An 18,872-nucleotide genomic window follows, 5' to 3' on the forward strand; every position below is an offset into this window, starting at 1 on the left:
CCCTGGGCTTCCGCAACCTCACCAACTACATCGCCAGAAGCCTGCTCGAGACAGGCGGATTCAGACCCCAACTACACCCTCGATTGGGATGAGCCACTTCAAGTAGCCGCGAGCCACTGGGAAACCCAGCAGGAATGCGAGCAACGTACCCATGCCGGCTCCGGCCGCCGTGTAGAGAACGCTGTTGAGCAGGTAATGCCCGAATCCGCCCTGCTGCCACGCATGGAAGAAATTCCCCCACATCGGGTGATGCACCAGCGAACCGGGACTCGAGAAGAATTCGGCATTGGACTTGATCGCCGTATTGAGCAGATAGAGCAGCGGGAGGAGGAACACGACCAACAGGACAACAGCACAGATGATCGAGCCCACGGGAACGCGCCTGCGACGATGCCTTCGGACCATGGTCGATATGGCAGTGCTCATAGGATGTTCTCCCTCCGGCGCAGGAACACCAACGTGAGACTCGTGACGACAGCGACAATGACGAACTGGACCATCGAGATGGCAGCCGCGTAACCCTGGGATTGAGACACCGTGGTTCCGGAGTTGCCGCCGAACCCTTGAACGAAGACCAGCAGGGACAGGACCTGAGTGGCCTTGTTGGTTGCGCCGGTGAGGACATAGGTCAACTGGTAGCTCTGCAGCGCGTTGACGATCCCCAACAGCACGTTCGCGGTGACCGAGGGGGCCAGCAGGGGCACGGTGACATTCCGGAACTGCTGCCATGATGAGGCACCGTCAATGCTTGCTACCTCGTACAGATCTGCCGGGATCGCCTGGAGCCCGGCCAAAAAAATGATGACTGAGATTCCGATCTGCATCCACACCTGGACCGCGATCACAAGCCACAGAGCGACCCGGGGGTCTCCGAAGAAAGCCGAATTGGCCCCGAACCACGACAGCACCGACGCCGCGGGGCCTCCAGATACATTGAAGATGAGTGAGAAGACCAATCCCGTGACGGTGACGCCCAGGACTGTCGGCATGAACACAATTGCTCGTAGGAAGTTCCGGCCCCGCATCGGGCGGTTGAGGAACACCGCAATGCCCAGGGCAATCAAGATCTGGGCGACCGTGCTGACCAGCGCGAAGATAGCGGTGTTCTTCAACGCATTGATGTTGTCTGCGGCCTTTGTCGAGGAGAAGAACGATCGATAGTTGTCCAGGCCCACCCAGTGAACAGGCAGGTAGGGCAGCCCGCGCAGGTCGGTGAAGGACACGACGACCACTGCAATGGCGGGGACCAAGCCGAACACGGTAAGCACAAGCAAGGCAAGGCCAAAGGACAGGCGCATGGTCCCGCGCCGAGGAAACGGATATCGGTAGGTGGTCACAGACTGCCTCCAGGACGTCGTGGGGGTGGTGGCGGGGCCTGGGCGCAGCGCCGCCACCACCAGATAGTGCTGGCGCTAGTTGGTGGACCACGCAGCGGCCGCATCGCTGGCGGCCTGCTGGGCGGTCTTGGAACCAAGGGGCGAGAGCGCTGGGTAGTTGAACGGGTACAGGGCATCCTGGCCCGCGTTCTTGCTGGCTATCCACAACTGGTCCCACGCGGGCTGAAATGTGCTCGTCATCTGCTCGATGGACTTGAGGAAATCCGTAGCTGCGATATCCGGCTGCGCCGAGGAGAAGCCGCTGGTGGCGAGGAATCCCTTGTAGCTGTCGGCTTGCGAGAAGAACTCGAGCCACGCCAATGCCGCAGCCTGGTTCTTGCTGGAGGTTGGGATGCCGAGTTGCAGCTCAATCTTGCCGTTGAGCAGAGCGTTGTCCGCCGCGGTGTCACTGATGGGCAGTGGGAAGAAGCCGATCTCGAAGGCCCCATTCACTGCGGACGCAATCGTCGGCTCGTTCCAGGTGCCGTCGATGGTCATCGCATACTTTCCGGCGGCGAAACCCGAGGGGATGTCGTCATAACCCGCACCGGCGAAGTTCTGCTGACCGTTCTGGAAGATCGTCTGGGTGCGCTCGAGGATCATGAGGGGTCCCTCATCGGTCAGCTTGACGCTGCCATCCCAGATCGCCTTGGCGAGATTCTCCTTCTTGGTGGCGTCCGGATAGAGCGCAGCGACCGAACCCAGCATGGCCAGCCCCGCTGGCCAGGTGTCCTTCCCGCCGATCCCGAAGGGCGTGACACCCTTGGCGGTGAGCGTACTCATCACTTCCTGTAGCTGGGTCCATGTGGTCGGTACCGACAGCCCTTGCTCGGAAAAGATCTTCTTGTTGTAGAACACGCCGGTGGAGTAGCTGAGGCCCGTAGGGACCCCGTACTGCTTGCCGCCGATGGCTTGTGCGCTCAGCACACTGGGCGTGTATCGGTTCATGAAGTCCTTGCCGGTGAGCTCGACAAGTCCCCCGTTCTCCGCGAGGAGTACATCGTCGGAAGCAGAGTTCTTGGCGTAATCGGGCACTTGGAAGAAGGTCTTGAGAACCATGAGGTCCACCGTGCCTGCCGTCATCCGGGAGGACTTGGTCGATGCATAGGAATCGTTCGGCACGCTGGTGAACTTCACGGTCACATCCGGATACTTCGTCTGAAATGCGGCGTTGACCTTCTTGAAGGCCGCATCGGAGGCGTCGGCGCTCGAGGTCAGGATCTCGAGCGTGCCGCTGATTGTCCCGCTGCTGGATGCGCTGGTCCTCGAGGAACCGCACGCGGACAGGGCCGCGGCTGACAGTCCGGCAATGCCGAGCCCGAGCCCGCCTCGCAGGAGAGTACGGCGGGATAGTCCGACCTGCTCAGTAGCCCGGAGCGCGGTGTTGCAGTGTGCGGAGTGCGAAGAGGGTGTGTTCATGAGACTCCCTTGTCTAGTTGAAGCGAAACGTTTCGGTTCTCACAAGTGAACGAACACTGTCCAACAACCTTGTCAGAGCACCAAGTGACGATCCACCACCGTGGAGAGATCGAAGTCAGAGTGACAACCAAAACGCTTCGGTAATGAAGGTAGCATGCTTCGCTTGCGGCTGCCACATGGTGGCCTCAGATCGTCGACGCCGGCCCGGCGGAAGAACGCACCACGAGCCGGGCTTCTGGCACGCTCGCCTGGGCGTCCATCGGGAGGGAACCCTCTATAAGGTCGAGCAGAAGACGAGCGGACTGTCGCCCCAGTGCCCGGGGGGAGGTCTTGATCGTCGTAAGAGTGGGACGCGTGTAGCCGCCCATGGCAATCCCGTCATATCCGATGACCGACAGATCTGCCGGCACCTTCATGCCCAGATCGAGCGCCCGGTTCATGACGCCAACGGCCGTCAGATCGTTCGCACAGAACACGGCCGTGGGTCTGGGACTCACCGCAAGAAGCCGGTCGGCCGCCTCGTATCCGCCCTGGTACGTGAAGTCACCCTCGGTGACGAGCGAGGGGTCAAGCCCCAGGTCGAGCAGCACCGATCTGAAAGCTTCGAGCCGTTCCACCGCGTGGACGTAGCGCAGGGGGCCTGCGACATGGGCGATCGTGCGGTGCCCGATCCGTGCCAGCCATCGCAGGGCCTCCACTATCGCCTTCGTCCCGTCCTGCCGGACGGTCGGGAAGACAAACTCGCCAGGACCCGGATTGATACCGACCGCGGGCATCCCCCACCGCAGCATGGATTCCGGCCTGGGATCGTCCACGAGCAACTCGTTCAGGAACACGCCGTCCACGCGACGATTGCCAGCCAGTTCCCTGTACCCCGTCGCAGCCGCTCGCGCGTCGCGGCTCACCCGGACGGCCAGCGCGTAGCCGCGCGGACCCAGCGACTCCTCGATCCCTCCGACAAAAGCACCGAAGAAAGGGTCATCGCCCATGACGTCCGGGTCACGCTCCACGACCAAACCGACAGTAAAGGCTCGCTTGGCGGACAAGCTACGTCCCCGCCATGACGGCACATAGCCCAGATCCTTGGCAACCGACAAGATCCGCGCTCTCGTTTCGTCCGAGACGCCCGGTTTGTCATTCAATGCCGCCGAGGCCGAGCTGATCGCCACGCCTGCGCGCCCCGCCACATCCCTGATGCTGGGCGGGCGCTGCGCCTCGGGAGTCACCCCCTGAGCCTACTGCGAGCACAGCACCCAGTCCTGTCAGACCCAGCGGACTGCCCGGCCGCGAGGAGCACGAGAGACTGGACATCTCTGTTCGCGATCATGCGCAGGCCTGCTCATGACAGGAAGCGGCTCACTGTGGCAGCGATGATCGGCACGACCCCCACGAGAATGAAAGCCGGCAGAAAGCAGACCATCATCGGCCCCACAGCCTGGACACCGACCGCTCTGGCCCGGGCAGTGAGGTGGTTGTGGCGACGCTGCCTGGCCCGCTGTGCTCGCGATCGAAGGATCTTTGCCACCGGTTCACCTGTCTCGGCGCTGCGTGCGAGATCCCGAGCAACATCGCCCCAGACGGATTCCTCGCCCAGGCTCCGCCAGGCCTGGGCTTCGCTGAAACCGACCCGCAGGTGCGCATCGACCTCCTGGAGGAGCTGCGCCGAAGGCTGCGGCGCAATCCGGGCGATGTTGGCAGTGGCGGTACGCAGCGCGGCGCCTGCGTCCAGTGAAGCTGTGAGCAGGTCGAGAACCTCGGGTTGTTGCAGCAGGAGCTGTTCCTTGCGTCGACGGACAGCCCGGGGCTCGATCCTGCCCAGAACAAGGTGGGCGACAAGCCCGGCGACCAGGCCGAGCGGAATCGACCACGGGGCGGGTAAAGCCACCAGTACAGCCAGTGCACCGGCACAGGCTCCCAGCAGCCGTACCCGACTGCTGAGCGTGGCGGACCGGGACTCGGGTGCGCGAGCTGGAGGGCCCCAGCTGTGCAATGTACCGCCAGACCCGGACCCCGTCACGCCGAGCCGGTTCGCGTCGGCGCCGGGCCACAGGCACAGCATCGCCGCGAGGAACGCGAGGGCCGCCGCGAACTGCCAGCCATTCATGATTCGCGTCCGGCCCGAAAGGCGATGGCCTCTGTCCACACCAGACCTGCGCAGGCGCACAGGACCGCAGCCACCAGGCAGCCCTTGCCCACAGCAGTCGAGGTGAGGAAGGCCACCGGATCACCCCCGGCCATGAATCCCATCGCGAGACCCACCACGGGCAACATCGCGAGAAGCTTGCCGGTGGCCCGCGGCACCGCCAGCTCCGCGGCGATCTCCGATTGGAGTTGGGTCTCGGCGGCCACCGCCTCGGATACTCCCTGGGCCGCCGGGGACAGCCGGCTTCCGGTACGCTCACACAACCGCCAGGTACGCGCCAGGCTGGCCAGGCCCTGCGCGCCTGGTTGCCGAGAGGCGGCGGTGAGCGCATCGGCCACATCGGCGCCGACACGCTGGGCCGAGACGCATCCGGCGAGCAACTCGCAGTCCTGAGCGGCAGTGGCCAGGGCTTGCGAAGGAGTTCGCCCGATCTGCAGCTGGGCGGCCAGCACCTCACAGGCGCGGGCCACCAGATCGGCATTCCTGCGGGCCCTGCCCTCCTGACGATGCCGCATCCCCGACCAGGCCAGGGTGCTCACGACAGCGCCGCAGGCCACCGCCCAGGCAAGCAGATCCGGTGCGACGAGCGCGAGCACAGCGAGTGCCGCGCTGACCAGGACGAGGACCGAGAGCACCCTGCGCTGCCCGGGGCGGCGTGCCCCGCCTGGAGTCGGCGCACTGTGCCGAAGCCCTCCGGACGGGGGAACCAGAGCAAGGATGGACAAACTGGCAAGAGCGGCCGCGAGGAGCACGATCATGGTTCCACTCCTGTCAGCCGAGCCAGTGCCGTCCAGCCGGAGCAGGGCGCCGACCGGCCACGGTCGTCGACAGCGAGCGCCTCCTCGATGAAGACCTCACCCTGCGGTCGCACCCGGACCACGCCCACCTGTCCCACTCCTCGCATGCCATCGCGGCGCCGGCGCAGATGCACCACCGCATGCAGTGCCGCCGCCATCTGAGCGTGGCATGCGGAGCGGGAGAGCCCGCCCAGTGCCGCGAGTGCCTCCAGCCGAGCTGGCACATCGCCCACCGAGTTCGCGTGGACGGTGCCGCATCCGCCCTCATGTCCGGTGTTGAGTGCGGTGAGCAGATCGCACAGCTCCGGGCCGCGCACCTCCCCCACCACCAGTCGGTCCGGACGCATCCGCAGCGCTTGGCGCACCAGCTGCGTCATACTCACCGAACCCGCCCCCTCCGCGTTGGCCGGACGCCCCTCCAACCGGATGACGTGGCGGTGGACAGGGTTGAGTTCACGGGAATCCTCGACAATGACGATCCGCTCGCTGGCCTCGACCAGGCCCAGGAGCACACCCAGCAAGGTGGTCTTGCCCGATCCGGTCCCGCCGGTGACGAGGAAGGCGGCCCTGCTCGCGACCAGCCCCTCGAGCACCTCTGCGGTTCGCATGTCGAGGCTGCCCTGACGCAGCAGTTCGGGCAAAGTGATCTGCTGACGAGCCGGGACTCGCAGCGAAATGCAGGTACCGGGCTCGGCAAGACACGACAACACGGCATGCAAGCGCGTTCCGTCGGGCAGCCTGGCATCCACCCAGGGCGAGGCGTCGTCGAGTCGCCGCCCCGCGCTGGCGGCAAGTCTGGCGGCAAGGCCCCTGACCTCGTCGTCGTCGCGAAAATGCACGTCGGCGCGCTCCAGGCCTTGCCCGCGGTCGATGAACACCCCCTCGTGCCCGTTGACCAGTACATCGCTGACCCCGGGCATGGCCAGCAGCGGCTCCAGGGGTCCGGCCCCAACGCTGGTGCGCCGCAGCATCTCGCCTGCCTCCAGCACCGCTGCATCGGAGACGACGAAACCCAGGCGATCCAGCCCTTCGGCGATCTCCCGGAGGCCATGGCCCCTCCCCTGCTGGGCAAGCCAACCGCGCAGCTGCTCCAGGTCCTCCTCACGCATCGCCGCACACCTGCTCGAGCAGGGTATCGAGGAAGCGGAAACGCCGTCCAGGTCTGCCGCGGCGCAGCGGGACACCAGTGGCGACGGCTTCGGGAAAGCGGAGGTCGGTGGGTATCGAACCGGCCAGCCTCAGGCCGAGACTCTCCGCCACCGTAGCGGGCGCGATCCTGCAGCCGGGACCACGGCGCACCACCACGCAGGCGTCCTGCCAGCCGAAACCTTCGACATGCGCCCTCGCTGCCATGATCGCACGCACCTCAGCGGCCACCACCACCACCCGCTGTACCCGGCCTGGGGCCCGCCACTGACAGGCCCCAGGGTTGTCCATGACCACCACATCGTGGCTACGGGCCACAGCGTCGAGGACCGCGCGGAACGCCGGCTGGGCCACCGGAGGCTTCGCCGCGCCCGCTTGGGTACCGACAGCGCCTCGTCCGACGGACAGGAGATCGACGCCCGCCACCCGGGGCAGCCGCCCGGAGAGATCACCCACCGTGCCTGTTGCCGACGACAGGTCGGGCCACCGCCAACCTGGTTCATGCTCGGCCCCGAGCAGCAGATCGAGCCCTCCCCCGACCGGGTCGCAGTCGACCAGCGCCACTGTCCGCGAGGACGCCGCGCACCGCTGGGCCAGTGCCGCCGCAAGCGTGCTGGCTCCTACTCCGCCGCTGCCCCCGGCGATGTCGAGAACCACGGTTCCACTCGCTCCATCGGCCCGTGACTGACTGAGCACAGCAGGCAGGAAGCCGGCGTGCTCGGGGAGCTCGATGACCGAAGCCGACAACGGCACCGACCATGCTGCGGCACTGGCCGCATCTGCACCCAGCACATACACCCCGGCGCGTTCGGGCAGCGCCAGCCCCGCCACGAGTGCGGCGGACTCCTCGCCGACGAGCACGGCGGACGCCTGTGCCCAATGCTGACGGATGTCGCGGGGTTGGCCCACGACCATGGGCTCGGCACCGGCACTCGCCGCGGCAGCCGCGATCAAATCGAGCAGCCGCGGCTCATGACAGACCACCATCGGGCCGGTACACCCCGCAGCCTGCCGCCCGGTGCCACCCGCGGCCTGCCACGTGCTCCCCTTCGCAGCCTCCCCCACGATGTCGTGCGATGCGGCGGCGAGGATGTCCGGACCAGGAACACCGAGACCGAGCAAACCGGAGCGCCGGTGCTCCCTGGCATGCGAGGTGGCGTGGGAGGAGAGATTCTCCGGCACCGCCCTGCGCGATGGCGGGGCCGGGCTCGGCTGATCTGGCATGACCACACTGTGGTGCTTTCCCACCGGATTCCCCACGACGGACCCGCCTGTGGAAAACCTGGCTCCGGCCCGCGTGCCGATTCGTGGGTTTCGCAGCCGCTCACAGTCCCCCAACTACGATGTGACCATGCCCAACAGTGCTCCTCACTTCCCCGATGCAGCGCTGGAATGGCTCGTGGGCGACGACGGCAACAACGAAGTGCTGACGTTGTCACCAGCTGCTGGCCTGCCACGCAAACTCGCTCGGCGGGGCCATCATGTCTGGTGCATCGACAAAGACCCCGCCAGGCTCCAGCAGATGGGCGCGGCGCCGGGGCTCGCGACTGTGGCTGCGCGGGCCGAGGCCCTGCCCTTCGCGCCATGCCAGTTCGACCTCGTGCTGGCCCATCAGATCATTCACGAGCTGGCCCCAGGCATCGCCTTCGGCGAACTCGCCCGAGTGCTTCGGCCCAATGGGTGGGTCGGTGTCTCGTACCTCACCCGCGATGATTCAGTCCCGTGGGTGCGTCGGCTGATGGCGCTCATGCGCAGCATCGATCCCGAGGCGATGAGCGCGGACCTGGGGACCGGTGTCACCAAGCAGCTCGTCGCGAGCAAGTACTTTCCCCACCACGAGCAGCGCGACTTCCGGATCTGGATACCGGTCACAAGGGAACGGCTGGTGACGATGACCTCCCGCCACAGGGCGCTCGCGAGTCTCCCGGATCGCGAGCGCGAGCAGGTGCTGAGGGCGGTCGGTGCCATCTACGACGGCGCTGCGGCAGGCTCGGAGCTTCGGCTGCCCTATCAGCTGTCCTGCTGGCGTGCCTATGTCGACCACAGCGAGATGACCACACCCATCGTCATCGGCGACGACGCCTTGGTCATTCCGCTGTGAACCAGCTGGCTCACATACACCGGCCGCACCTGCGCCCGTCAAAACGATTAGGCTCGACACAGCGAAAAGCCCTTACCGGCACCAATGGAGGAAAGATCATGGCAGAGCGCCCCCACCCCAGCGAGTACCTCGCGAACATCAAGGCCTCCGCGCCTCAGATCGTCTCCGACATCAAGGAGCTGGCGAGCGCCGAGATCGTCCCGTCCGCCAAGCACGCCGGAATCGGCGGTGGCCTGTTCAGCGCCGCCGGTGTCTTCGCGTTGTTCGCGCTCAACTGCGTGCTGTGGGCTGCGGTCTTCGGGGTGTCGAATTTCTATCACTATGTCGCCGGCCGCGACTGGTTCACCTCCCTGGCGCTGGCCTTCATCACTCTCGCGGTGTTGCTGCTCATCCTCGCAGCGCTCGTCGCGATCATCGGCTATCGCCAGCTGAAGCAGGTCAAGGCCCCCAGCGCGACCATTGCGGAGGCCAAGGCCAGCATCTCAGCGCTGAGTTCGTCGCTGTCGGCCGGCGCCCGCGATGCCAAGGAGGACATCACGCCCTCGGTGACGAGCCGCTGATCCACCTGCTGGTCCGGACACGGATGAGGGGGACGCGCATTCGAGCGCGTCCCCCTCATCCATCTCTGCGGAGTCGGGTTCACTCCTTGTCGAGGTCCTTCTCGATGAGATCCGCAATCGCGTCCACTGCCTCGGCATTGTCGGACTCGATCGTGACCACTGCGCCCTTGCCGGCGCCCAGCGTCATGATCATGAGCGGCGAGGCCGCGTCGACCGGCTCGTCATCGCTGTCAGGGATCGACAACAGGATCTCGTCGTCGTAGTCGCCGGCCTTTTCGGCGATCAGCGCGGCGGGACGTGCGTGCAGGCCGACCGACGACCCGACAACTGCTTGCTTGCTTGCCATGGGTTTCTCCTTCTCGGTGCTGTGAGCTCATTCTGCCGCACCGGGGCCATCATCACACGTGCCGGGCCCCTTGTGCGCCATGGGGCGTTCTCTTGGAGGAAAGCAGAGCCACCGATAGCAGCTCCTACCAGCTGCGTGAGAGACTGGCCGGGCACGCAAGCGGTTCTGGAAGGACTTCACATATGGCTGTCGCTGACTCATTCATCATCTCTGGCGCCGGGGTGGTTGCCGGAGCCGCCTATGCCCCGGTTCTGCGGGTGCAGCCCCGCCCCCAGCTGCCCTCGGGAGGTTCGGTCACCGACGACGAGAAGGAGGGCGAGATCAAGAACTTCACCGACGCAGTCGCGACGGTGCAGGACATCCTCCTCAACAAGGCCGAGAAGTCAAAGGGCCATGCCAAGGAGGTGCTCACCGCGACCGCCCAGCTCACCGCCGATCGCGGGCTCACCCGCGCAGTGAAGAAGCTCATCCAGCATGGCGACGCCGCCGACTGGGCGATCGTCCAGGCCACCGACAACCTCGTGACCCAGTTCGAGCGCCTGGGCGGCCTGTATGCCGAGCGAACCACCGATCTGAGGGACATTCGCGACCGCCTCATCGCGGAGCTCCACGGCGAGCCGGCTCCCGGGGTACCCGAGCCCACCGAGCCCATCGTGCTGCTCGCCGAGGACCTGGCCCCCGCCGACACCGCCGGCCTGGACCCCGAGCTGACTGTGGCGCTGGTCACCGAACTGGGTGGCAAGACGAGCCACACCGCCATCATCGCCCGTCAGCTGGGCATTCCCTGTATCGTCAGCGTGGGCAAGGCCCTGCGCCAGATCAAGAACGGCACTCCTGTGCTCGTGGACGGCGCCGCTGGCACCATCCAGGCGAACCCCGACCCCGGCAAGGCGAAGGCAGCTGTCGCCAATTCACGCGAGTACCTCAACCGGGTGCGCCAGTGGCGTGGCCCCGGCCGCACCGCCGATGGCTATTCCGAGCAGTTACTGGCCAATGTCGGCAATGGCTCGGCCGCCGAGGCCGCCGCGAAGGGCGAGTCGGAAGGCATCGGGCTGTTCCGCACCGAGCTGTGCTTCCTCAACGCCCCCGAAGAGCCCACCGTCGCCGAGCAGGCCGAGATCTATCGCTCGGTGCTCGCCCCCTATGCCGGCCGTGGCGGACATACGCATGTCGTGATCCGGACCCTCGACGCCGGTTCCGACAAGCCGCTGGCCTTCGCCAACTTCGAGGCCGAGGAGAACCCCGCCCTGGGCGTGCGGGGCCTGCGCCTCGCGAAGGACAACCCGAATCTGCTAAGCCACCAGCTGGACGCCATCGCCGAGGCCAAGAACGGGCTCGATGTGGACGTGTGGGTGATGGCCCCCATGGTGGCCACAGTTTCCGAGGCCCGGTCCTTCGCGGCCGAGTGCCGCAAGCGCGATCTGTGGCCGGGTGTCATGGTGGAGGTGCCCGCCGTAGCCCTCAAGGCAGACCAGGTGCTCTCTGAGGTGGAGTTCTTCAGCATCGGCACCAACGACCTGACCCAATATGCGATGGCCTCCGACCGGCTCTCGCCCCATCTGACCGAGCTCAACGATCCCTGGCAGCCGGCCGTGCTCAGCCTCATCCAGATGGCGGCCCAGGCAGGGTTGAAGGCCAACAAGCCAGTGGGGGTCTGCGGTGAGGCCGCCGCGGATCCGGTACTGGCGTGCGTACTCACCGGACTCGGTATCACGTCCTTGTCGATGGCCGCTCCCGCCTTGCCGGCAGTGGGTCTGCAGCTCGGTGAGGTGACGATCGCGCAGTGCCGCCAGGCTGCCGCGGCAGCAGTGAGTGCCCCCGACGCGGTAACCGCCCGGACCAAGGCCGCCACGATCCTGGGCGCGTGAACCACCGCTGACCCCGCATCCGGCGGGGTCAGCGTCCGCGCAGCCGATCCGTCTCGCGGCGCTGCTTCTTCGTGGGGCGCCCGGTGCCCGGAGCGCGCCTGGCTACGGGCATCGACAACCACGCTGGGCGCTGCGGCGACAGATCTCGATAGGCCGTGACGGCGACCTTGGCTCCCACGCGCTTGTCGAGGAGCTGGAGTACTTCGAAACTGCGGTCCCAGCCGGGCTGCCGAAGGGTCACCACGTCACCCACCTTGACCTGCTGTGACGGCTTCGCGGGCTCGTCATTGTGGCGCACATGACCACCCTTGACGGCTTGGGTCGCCATGCTTCGGGTCTTGAAGATCCGCACCGACCAGAGCCAGACGTCGATTCGTGTCACCAGTTCACTGTCCTCGCGCGCTCCGCATGCGTCAACCGTCGGCAGACGATCTCGGTGCCGCCGCTGCATGCAGCACCCCCCATCCACCGGGGCTCAGGCCGGTGATTGGTCCTGGCGCTCGGGCGATCGAAAGCGAGGTGGCACGTCGACCACGCGGTCCTCGTCCCAGGGGCTCTCCCAGCCGCCCAGACGCAGCAGGGTCTGTGTGAGGAACGCCGTGAAGCCCCAGATGAACAGTTCGTCGAGCTGCCATGCCGGACCCAGCGTGCGTCCCGGATGGCGGGCCCTGACCCGGTTGCGCGGATCCGCGAGAGCGCTCACCGGCCAGATGCGCACGCTGGCCACTTCCCGAGGATCGACGGGCTCCAGCTCACGGTCCGGGTGCCACCAGCCCACGACCGGGATCACGTCGAACTGGCTGACTGCCAGCGTGGACATCGGAAGAGTCGCGATGAGATGTACCGCGCGGGGATCGAGCCCCACTTCCTCTCGTGCCTCCCGGGTCGCCGTCGAAAGCGCGTCGGGATCGCCGGGCTCCGCGCGTCCACCCGGGAAGGAGACCTGGCCCCCGTGGTGACGCAGCGTGCGCGCCCGCTCGGTGAAGACCACCGTCGGGTCCTGCGCGTCGGACAGCAGCACGAGCACCGCCGACCGGGAGCCGCCGAAGGTCGGGGACCGGTTCGCAAGCCCTCCGCGCACCGCCGGGTCGCTCAGTGCGGACGCAAGCCGGGCCAGCGCCGGGGGCACGCTCATGAGCCCTTCACCAAGCCGGCGGCCATCTCGGGGTCGGTCGGCCCCAGGCCGAAACTGGGGCACAGTCCGGCCACCGGACAGGCGCCGCAGGCCGGCCGTTTGGCATGGCAGCGCCGCCGTCCGTGGAAGATGAGGGTGTCCGACAGGGATGTCCACACCGACGGGTCGAACAGCTCCGAGAGCTGCTCCTCCGCCGTTCGCGGTGTCGTGGAGTCGGTGAGACCCAACCTCTTGCCCACCCGGATGACATGGGTGTCGGTGGTGATCGCTGGCAGGCCGAAGGCGTGCCCGCGCACCACATGAGCGGTCTTGCGTCCGACACCGGGAAGGCTCGTGAGAGCGTCGAGTTCCCGGGGTACCTGCGAGCCGAAACGTTCCACCAGGGCTTCGCCGATGCCGATGATGGCCACCGCCTTGTTGTGGAAGAAGCCGGTGGGCCGGATGATCCGCTCCACGTCGGCGAGTGGTGCGCCGGCCAATGCGGCCGGGTCCGGATAGTGGGCGAACAACTGCGGGGTGACCTTGTTGACGCCCTTGTCGGTGGTTTGCGCCGAGAGCACGGTGGCCACCAGCAGCTCGAAGGGGCTGGCGAAGTCCAGCTCGCACCGGGCATCCGGATAGCACGCGCGCAGCAACTCGTAGATCTGACGCGCCTGCTTCGGGTCGCTCACAGCTGGGCGATGAGTTCGACCTCGACGCATGCGTTCTTGGGCAGCAGGGCCACCCCGACCGCACTGCGGACATGCCTGCCCGCATCGCCGAAGACCTCGGTAAGCAGATCCGATGCGCCATTGGCCACTGCGGCCTGCTCGGTGAATCCGTCTGCGCTGGCGACAAAGACCGCGACGCGGACGATGCCCTTGATGGCGTCCACCCCGCCGGCCACCTGCGCAGCAGCAGCAAGGGCATTCGCGCAGGCCGTCCGGGCGGCCCGGGCGGCTGACTCAAGGCTCACCGGGCCACCCACCAGGCCGGTGACGAGCTTCTCGCCGTTCAGGGGCAGCTGCCCGGAGACGAATACCAGGTCACCAACCCGCCGGGCGGGAAGATAGGAGCCGACCGGGCGGGCCACATCGGGAAGGACGATGTTCAGTTCGGCCATGCGCTCGCTGGGGATGCTCATGCGGCGACCGGACGCTTGAAATAGCCGACCACGGTGTTCGCATCCGTGCCGGGAACGACCTGGACGAGTTCCCAGCCGTCGGCTCCGAAGTTGTTGAGGATCTGCTGGCTCACATGGCTGAGGATCGGTGCAGTGAAGTACTCCCACCTGCGCACCGCATCCGTCCGTTGCGCACCAGCCACCGGATTGTCACTGCTCATGAGCGTCCCCCATTGTTGCGTTTGTCGACGGGGTCCAGCTTGCGCGTGAACAACTGCTCTGGCAACCGGCCATCGCCGGAACCGGCCGAGGCGGCGCCGAGCACCGCCGCCCAGGACTTGACCTCGGGACGCTGGCGCAGCAGCTGGCGGCGCTCCCGCTCCGTCATACCACCCCACACGCCCCACTCGATGCCGTTGTCAAGGGCCTCGGCGAGGCACTGGGGACGCACCGGGCAGCCCATGCACACGGCCTTGGCGCGCTTCTGGTCCTTGCCTTCGGGAAAGAGGGCATCGTTCATTCCACGACACTTGGCCCGCAGAGGCCAATCCTCCAGCGGCCACTCGGCAGCATCAGCCACGACTCTTCCCTCCCATAGAGGACCTAGTGTCAAACTACACCGGCAGGTCTACTAGGAGAATTGCCACAAAGAGGCCAGCTCAAACCGCATGGCTGCACACCGGCCAGCTGCCTGTCGTCCGTGCCGCGAAACCGACCAAGGGTCTGGGGACGCGCGCCAGCACGGTCCTGACAGTCCTGGCAGTTAGTCTGGACGCCATGAGTTCACGCGGGGGCGGTTCCAAGGTCTACTCGCTTGCGATGTTCATCGTCGTGAGTGTCGTATGCGGGCTGTTCGTCGCCGGCATGGGTATTCCCTTCGCAGCTCTCACCACCGGCACGCTGAAGACAGCCTCGGACAATCTGCAGAACATCCCCACCGACCTCACCGTGCCCCAGCAGCCCCAAGCGTCCAAGATCCTGCTGTCCGACGGTTCGGTGCTGGCCACCTTCTTCGACCAGAACCGCCAGTACGTGGACCTCGACCAGATCTCCCCCCTCATGCAGAAGGCTCAGCTGGCCATCGAGGATCATCGCTTCTTCATCAATGGCGCCATCGACTTCCAGGGCATTCTGCGCGCCGCTCTCGGCAATGTCGCCACCGGCGGAGTGAGCGCCGGAGGGTCCACGCTGACCCAGCAGTACATCAAGCAGGTGCGCATCCAGATCGCCGAGGACAACAACGACAAGGAGGCGATCGCCGAGGCCCAGTCCCAGACGATCGGGCGCAAGATCCTCGAGATGCGCTACGCGGTGGCCCTCGAGAAGACCCTCACCGCGAAGCTCGGCAGCACACAGGCCGCCAAGAATGCCATTCTCGAGCGCTATCTGAACATCGCCTACTACGGCGACGGCGCCTACGGCGTCCAGGCAGCCGCCCGCCACTACTTCAGCGTGGACGCGAAGGATCTCAACCTTGCCCAGTCCGCCATGCTTGCCGGACTCGTGCAGAGCCCCAGCGAGACCGACCCGGTCAACCACCCGGATGCCGCGGTGGCCCGCCGCAATGTGGTGCTCGACACCATGCTCAAGTGGGACAACGAGGGCGTCTGGTTCCATGGCGCCCCTCAGCTGACCCAACAGGAGGTCGACGCCGCCAAGGCCACCGGCTTCGACGCGTCGAAGGTATCCACCAATAATCCCGGCTGTACCGCGTCGAAGTATCCCTTCATCTGCCAGTACGCCGAGAACGTCCTGCTCAGCGATCAGATGAGCTCGCTGGGAAGCGACCAGGACGCTCGCAAACGGGCCCTCAACCGTGGCGGCCTGATCATCCGTACCGACATCGACCCGCTCACCCAGGACGCGGCCCAGAACGCGATCGCCAGCATCATCGCCCCCACGGACCCCGTCGTGAGCGTTGCCGTGATGACCGACCCGAAGACCGGGCTGATCAAGGCCATGGCGCAGAGCAAGCCGGTGATGGGCTCCAATGCTGCAGCCGGCGAGACCTATTACAACTATGCGGTGGGCACCGATATGGGCGGCGCTGCCGGTTTCCAGGCCGGATCGACATTCAAGGCCTTCGTTGCTGCTGCGGCCATTGACCAGGGCTTCATCCCCGACCGGACCATCTACAACGCCGCAGCCACGAGGAACTGGGACGGCCAAGTCTTCAAGGACTGCACCGGCTCCTTCCAGCTGGACACGAATGGCCAGGGCTGGACTGTCTCCAACAGCTGGAAGTATGGGCAGATGAACATGCTCGTGGCGATGGCCCAGTCGGTCAACAACTACTGGGTGCAGCTCGAGCAGGACGTGGGCATCTGCTCGGCGATCAAGATGGCCGAGGCGGCTGGTATGAGACTGGGCTCAGGAGGCTCGCTCGAGGACTATCAGCGCATCCCCTCATTCACACTCGGCGCCCTCGATGTCACGCCCCTGTCGATGGCCGAGGCCTACGCCACCTTCGCCAACCGCGGCGTACGCTGCGATCCCATCATCCTTGCCTCGGTGACCAATCCCGATGGCACCACGCTCGCCGTGCCGCAGGCCAACTGCCAGCAGGTCATCGATCCGGTGACTGCCGACGGCGTGAACTACACCCTCCAGCAGGTGCTGAAACCCGGTGGCACCGGCTATGCGAGCCGGGTACAGGGCAGTTACGACCAGGCAGGCAAGACCGGCACCGCAGGCAGCACGGAGACCGAATCGGCCGTCTGGTTCAATGCCTACACCCCAGATCTCGAGGGCGTCGCAATGATCTCGGTCGACACCGGCAACAACTACTGGAACGGACGGCCCCAGACATTGACCGGGCTGACGGTGGCCAGCGGAAGAACTCTGCACGGCAACTCGACCACCGAGTCCGGCGGCATATGGAACTCGATGATGTCGGCGGAACTGCCCCGAATTCCCAACTCGGGCAATTCCAGGTTCACTGCCTATGCACCGAAGAATTCCACGATGCCGAGCAACTACTCCGGGCTGCGCACGTCACCGGGTTCCGGCTCCGCCCCATCCTCGGGTAACACCGTGGCCCCGGCGAGCTCCTCGACGGCGAGCGCTCGGGCGGCAGTCCGGCCGGACGATCGGGCGACAGCCGGCACAGCGGTCGCTGCCATCGATGCTCAGCCGGCAACGACTCCCAGCGCCGGCTCGGCGTCGACTTCCCGGCCCGGGCGCGACGCGGCGATCGGAGGCTGAGCCCGTGACACGTCATCCAGTCCTGAGCGCCCTGGGTCACATCGGCCTGGGCAGTGTCGGCGTGGGAGCCCTCATCGGAGCAGGTGCGCTGGTCGAGGCCCAGGCCTTCGTCCTGCGCAGGATTGAGGCAGCGGTGCTGCCCAGTGGCTCGGCTCCGCTGAAGGTGCTGCACATCTCCGATATCCATCTGACCCCCCGTCAGCACGAGAAGCTTGCCTTCCTGCGCGGTGTCGCGGCGCTGGAACCCGATCTCGTGGTGAGCACGGGGGATCACCTGTCCAGCGCGCTCGCCATGCCCCAGCTGTTCGATGTGCTGGCGCCGCTTCTCGCGCGTCCGGGGGCGTTCGTCTTCGGTTCCAATGACTTCGAGGGACCGCACTTTCGAATGCCAACCGCCTATCTGTGGGCCAACTCCACCCCGCGAGCCCCTACAGCCGACAAGGCAATCCCCGCCGACAAGGTACGGGATCATTTCGTGACGGCGGGCTGGGTCGATCTGGACGACGCCCGAGCACGCCTCGAGATCGCCGGGCACATCATCGAATTGCGCGGTACCGGCGACGCGCATGTGAACCAGGACCACTACGGACAGGTGGCCGGTCCCGCCGATCCACAGGCGGATTTGAGCCTGGGAGTCACCCATGCGCCCTATCGCCGCGTACTCGATGCAATGGCCGACGACGGTGTGGCGCTGATCCTTGCCGGGCACACCCACGGCGGCCAGGTGTGCCTGCCCGGTGGGCGCCCGATTGTCACGAACGCTGACATCGGTCCCGAGTACGCCAAAGGCCTGAGCACATGGACCCATGAGGGCCACAGCAGCGTGCTGCATGTCTCGGCCGGGCTGGGCTCCTCGCCCTACGCCCCCTATCGGCTGTTCTGCAGGCCGGAGGCCACGCTGCTCACCCTGGTCTCGGCGCCACCAAAACGCGCAGCGTAACAGGTGGCAAGGATCCCCAGGGTGAGGGATGTTCGACGCTGGTTTCCCAGCGCGGCCCGCAGTGGGCTAGACTCATCGACGGCTCTCAGGCCACGGGGTGTGGCGCAGCTTGGTAGCGCGCTTCGTTCGGGACGAAGAGGTCGCAGGTTCAAATCCTGTCACCCCGACCGTAGTCAGACCGGAAATGGACTTCCAAACACTCCCCCAACGGGGGGAATTGACCGCCATGTGACCACCATCGGGACGGTGACGGTCGTCTCGCATCTCCGTCGCGCCAGGCTGGGGTGCCTGCGCAGCTCAGCGGCATACGCAGCCTGAATGGACTTGGCCTATTGCTGCTGGACGGCAGCTGCGGGGATGGCCCACGTGGTGCCGACGCGGACGCCGCGGGGGATGGCTCCCGCTACGACTTTTGCGAACTTCCTGTTCATATTCCGAACTGCCCTTGCCGCGCGGCTAGTAAAACACGTCATTCGGCGACTCCGACAGGCCATACAGGACGAATTTCAGTCAGGTTGGGATGTTCAGCTTGCCGATTTGGATGATGCTTCCCATGTGGATAAAGGTGCCGAGAGGCAATTCAGGAGACCGATTACCGACCAGCCAGGGGCCGAGCGTGTCGCAGCAGGTCTTACAGCGGCAATGCAGATGACGAACAATGCACTCGCACGTGAGGCCGGGATTCTCACCCGGTCGCCACCCGCTACCCATCTTGGGAACGTGAACTTCCCGTGG

Annotated in this window: 20 protein-coding genes and 1 tRNA gene; 6 read left to right on the plus strand and 15 right to left on the minus strand. The window is 66.1% G+C overall.

The window, feature by feature from the left end; genetic code table 11:
* Positions 1-60: 60 nt before the first annotated feature.
* From BMX93_RS09735 to ssd, 8 genes are all read right to left on the minus strand, one after another.
* On the minus strand, positions 61-372 hold the full coding sequence (locus BMX93_RS09735; protein WP_091970525.1) for an ABC transporter permease family protein: 312 nt from the start codon (positions 370-372) through the stop codon (positions 61-63).
* A 50-nt stretch (positions 373-422) separates the two neighbouring features.
* Positions 423-1,337: a carbohydrate ABC transporter permease gene (locus BMX93_RS09740; RefSeq protein ID WP_218139296.1), complete on the minus strand. Its 915-nt coding sequence runs from the start codon at positions 1,335-1,337 to the stop codon at positions 423-425.
* Positions 1,338-1,412: 75 nt separating this feature from the next.
* Positions 1,413-2,795, minus strand: coding sequence for an ABC transporter substrate-binding protein (locus BMX93_RS09745; protein ID WP_091970528.1), 1,383 nt, complete (start codon positions 2,793-2,795; stop codon positions 1,413-1,415).
* A gap of 185 nt (positions 2,796-2,980) precedes the next feature.
* Positions 2,981-4,021, minus strand: a complete 1,041-nt coding sequence (locus tag BMX93_RS09750) for a LacI family DNA-binding transcriptional regulator (RefSeq protein WP_091970530.1) — start codon at positions 4,019-4,021, stop codon at positions 2,981-2,983.
* A 113-nt stretch (positions 4,022-4,134) separates the two neighbouring features.
* On the minus strand, positions 4,135-4,899 hold the full coding sequence (locus BMX93_RS09755; protein ID WP_091970532.1) for a type II secretion system F family protein: 765 nt from the start codon (positions 4,897-4,899) through the stop codon (positions 4,135-4,137).
* Positions 4,896-5,696: a type II secretion system F family protein gene (locus BMX93_RS09760; protein WP_091970534.1), complete on the minus strand. Its 801-nt coding sequence runs from the start codon at positions 5,694-5,696 to the stop codon at positions 4,896-4,898. The genes BMX93_RS09755 and BMX93_RS09760 overlap by 4 nt, the downstream gene beginning before the upstream one ends.
* On the minus strand, positions 5,693-6,844 hold the full coding sequence (locus BMX93_RS09765) for a TadA family conjugal transfer-associated ATPase (RefSeq protein WP_091970536.1): 1,152 nt from the start codon (positions 6,842-6,844) through the stop codon (positions 5,693-5,695). Before BMX93_RS09765 ends, BMX93_RS09760 begins: the two co-directional genes overlap by 4 nt.
* Positions 6,837-8,105, minus strand: coding sequence for a septum site-determining protein Ssd (ssd, locus tag BMX93_RS09770; protein WP_143052877.1), 1,269 nt, complete (start codon positions 8,103-8,105; stop codon positions 6,837-6,839). Before ssd ends, BMX93_RS09765 begins: the two co-directional genes overlap by 8 nt.
* 127 nt (positions 8,106-8,232) lie before the next feature.
* On the opposite strand from ssd, the gene BMX93_RS09775 reads away from it, so the two are divergent.
* Positions 8,233-8,982 (plus strand): class I SAM-dependent methyltransferase, encoded by a 750-nt coding sequence (locus BMX93_RS09775; protein WP_091970615.1) that lies wholly within the window; start codon positions 8,233-8,235, stop codon positions 8,980-8,982.
* A gap of 98 nt (positions 8,983-9,080) precedes the next feature.
* The gene (locus tag BMX93_RS09780; protein ID WP_091970539.1) at positions 9,081-9,542 is read left to right on the plus strand and encodes a phage holin family protein; all 462 of its coding nucleotides are present in this window, start codon (positions 9,081-9,083) and stop codon (positions 9,540-9,542) included.
* 79 nt (positions 9,543-9,621) lie between these two features.
* Here BMX93_RS09780 and BMX93_RS09785 read toward each other — a convergent pair whose 3' ends face one another.
* Complete coding sequence (locus tag BMX93_RS09785) at positions 9,622-9,888, minus strand: HPr family phosphocarrier protein (protein WP_091970541.1); 267 nt, start codon at positions 9,886-9,888, stop codon at positions 9,622-9,624.
* 182 nt (positions 9,889-10,070) lie between these two features.
* Between BMX93_RS09785 and ptsP the strand changes: the two genes are divergently transcribed.
* A complete protein-coding gene (gene ptsP / locus BMX93_RS09790) occupies positions 10,071-11,756 on the plus strand; it encodes a phosphoenolpyruvate--protein phosphotransferase (RefSeq protein WP_091970543.1) in 1,686 nt (561 codons plus the stop codon).
* Between the two features lie 28 nt (positions 11,757-11,784).
* Here the strand turns inward: ptsP and BMX93_RS09795 are convergent, their stop codons facing one another.
* The 6 genes from BMX93_RS09795 to BMX93_RS09820 form a co-directional block, all read right to left on the minus strand.
* Positions 11,785-12,138: an RNA-binding S4 domain-containing protein gene (locus BMX93_RS09795; RefSeq protein WP_177170172.1), complete on the minus strand. Its 354-nt coding sequence runs from the start codon at positions 12,136-12,138 to the stop codon at positions 11,785-11,787.
* Positions 12,139-12,231: 93 nt separating this feature from the next.
* Positions 12,232-12,891, minus strand: coding sequence for an NUDIX hydrolase (locus BMX93_RS09800; RefSeq protein ID WP_091970548.1), 660 nt, complete (start codon positions 12,889-12,891; stop codon positions 12,232-12,234).
* A complete protein-coding gene (nth, locus tag BMX93_RS09805) occupies positions 12,888-13,592 on the minus strand; it encodes an endonuclease III (protein ID WP_091970550.1) in 705 nt (234 codons plus the stop codon). The genes BMX93_RS09800 and nth overlap by 4 nt, the downstream gene beginning before the upstream one ends.
* Entirely contained in the window at positions 13,559-14,014 is a 456-nt protein-coding gene (locus tag BMX93_RS09810) for a RidA family protein (RefSeq protein WP_091970552.1), read from the minus strand. The genes nth and BMX93_RS09810 overlap by 34 nt, the downstream gene beginning before the upstream one ends.
* Entirely contained in the window at positions 14,011-14,169 is a 159-nt protein-coding gene (sp36, locus tag BMX93_RS09815; protein ID WP_091970617.1) for a Sp36 family protein, read from the minus strand. The genes BMX93_RS09810 and sp36 overlap by 4 nt, the downstream gene beginning before the upstream one ends.
* 41 nt (positions 14,170-14,210) lie before the next feature.
* Positions 14,211-14,549, minus strand: a complete 339-nt coding sequence (locus BMX93_RS09820) for a WhiB family transcriptional regulator (RefSeq protein ID WP_281245664.1) — start codon at positions 14,547-14,549, stop codon at positions 14,211-14,213.
* A 221-nt stretch (positions 14,550-14,770) separates the two neighbouring features.
* Here BMX93_RS09820 and BMX93_RS09825 point away from each other — a divergent pair, with 221 nt between their 5' ends.
* The 3 genes from BMX93_RS09825 (at position 14,771) to BMX93_RS09835 (ending at position 18,304) form a co-directional block, all read left to right on the plus strand.
* Complete coding sequence (locus BMX93_RS09825) at positions 14,771-17,197, plus strand: transglycosylase domain-containing protein (RefSeq protein WP_091970555.1); 2,427 nt, start codon at positions 14,771-14,773, stop codon at positions 17,195-17,197.
* Between the two features lie 40 nt (positions 17,198-17,237).
* Positions 17,238-18,137, plus strand: coding sequence for a metallophosphoesterase (locus tag BMX93_RS09830; RefSeq protein ID WP_425438782.1), 900 nt, complete (start codon positions 17,238-17,240; stop codon positions 18,135-18,137).
* Between the two features lie 93 nt (positions 18,138-18,230).
* Positions 18,231-18,304, plus strand: a tRNA-Pro gene (locus tag BMX93_RS09835).
* The last annotated feature ends 568 nt before the right edge of the window (positions 18,305-18,872 follow it).

It is taken from the genome of Propionibacterium cyclohexanicum, from assembly GCF_900111365.1.
GTDB lineage: Bacteria > Actinomycetota > Actinomycetes > Propionibacteriales > Propionibacteriaceae > Propionibacterium > Propionibacterium cyclohexanicum.

Coding starts and splice junctions, on each gene's coding strand:
- BMX93_RS09765 (WP_091970536.1), bottom strand. CDS start 6,844: ATGCGTGAGGAGGACCTGGAGCAGCTGCGCGGTTGGCTTGCCCAGCAG.
- BMX93_RS09785 (WP_091970541.1), bottom strand. CDS start 9,888: ATGGCAAGCAAGCAAGCAGTTGTCGGGTCGTCGGTCGGCCTGCACGCA.
- BMX93_RS09810 (WP_091970552.1), bottom strand. CDS start 14,014: ATGAGCATCCCCAGCGAGCGCATGGCCGAACTGAACATCGTCCTTCCC.
- BMX93_RS09755 (WP_091970532.1), bottom strand. CDS start 4,899: ATGAATGGCTGGCAGTTCGCGGCGGCCCTCGCGTTCCTCGCGGCGATG.
- ssd (WP_143052877.1), bottom strand. CDS start 8,105: ATGCCAGATCAGCCGAGCCCGGCCCCGCCATCGCGCAGGGCGGTGCCG.
- ptsP (WP_091970543.1), top strand. CDS start 10,071: ATGGCTGTCGCTGACTCATTCATCATCTCTGGCGCCGGGGTGGTTGCC.
- BMX93_RS09745 (WP_091970528.1), bottom strand. CDS start 2,795: ATGAACACACCCTCTTCGCACTCCGCACACTGCAACACCGCGCTCCGG.
- nth (WP_091970550.1), bottom strand. CDS start 13,592: ATGCGTCGAGGTCGAACTCATCGCCCAGCTGTGAGCGACCCGAAGCAG.
- BMX93_RS09760 (WP_091970534.1), bottom strand. CDS start 5,696: ATGATCGTGCTCCTCGCGGCCGCTCTTGCCAGTTTGTCCATCCTTGCT.
- BMX93_RS09800 (WP_091970548.1), bottom strand. CDS start 12,891: ATGAGCGTGCCCCCGGCGCTGGCCCGGCTTGCGTCCGCACTGAGCGAC.
- BMX93_RS09825 (WP_091970555.1), top strand. CDS start 14,771: ATGAGTTCACGCGGGGGCGGTTCCAAGGTCTACTCGCTTGCGATGTTC.
- BMX93_RS09780 (WP_091970539.1), top strand. CDS start 9,081: ATGGCAGAGCGCCCCCACCCCAGCGAGTACCTCGCGAACATCAAGGCC.
- BMX93_RS09775 (WP_091970615.1), top strand. CDS start 8,233: ATGCCCAACAGTGCTCCTCACTTCCCCGATGCAGCGCTGGAATGGCTC.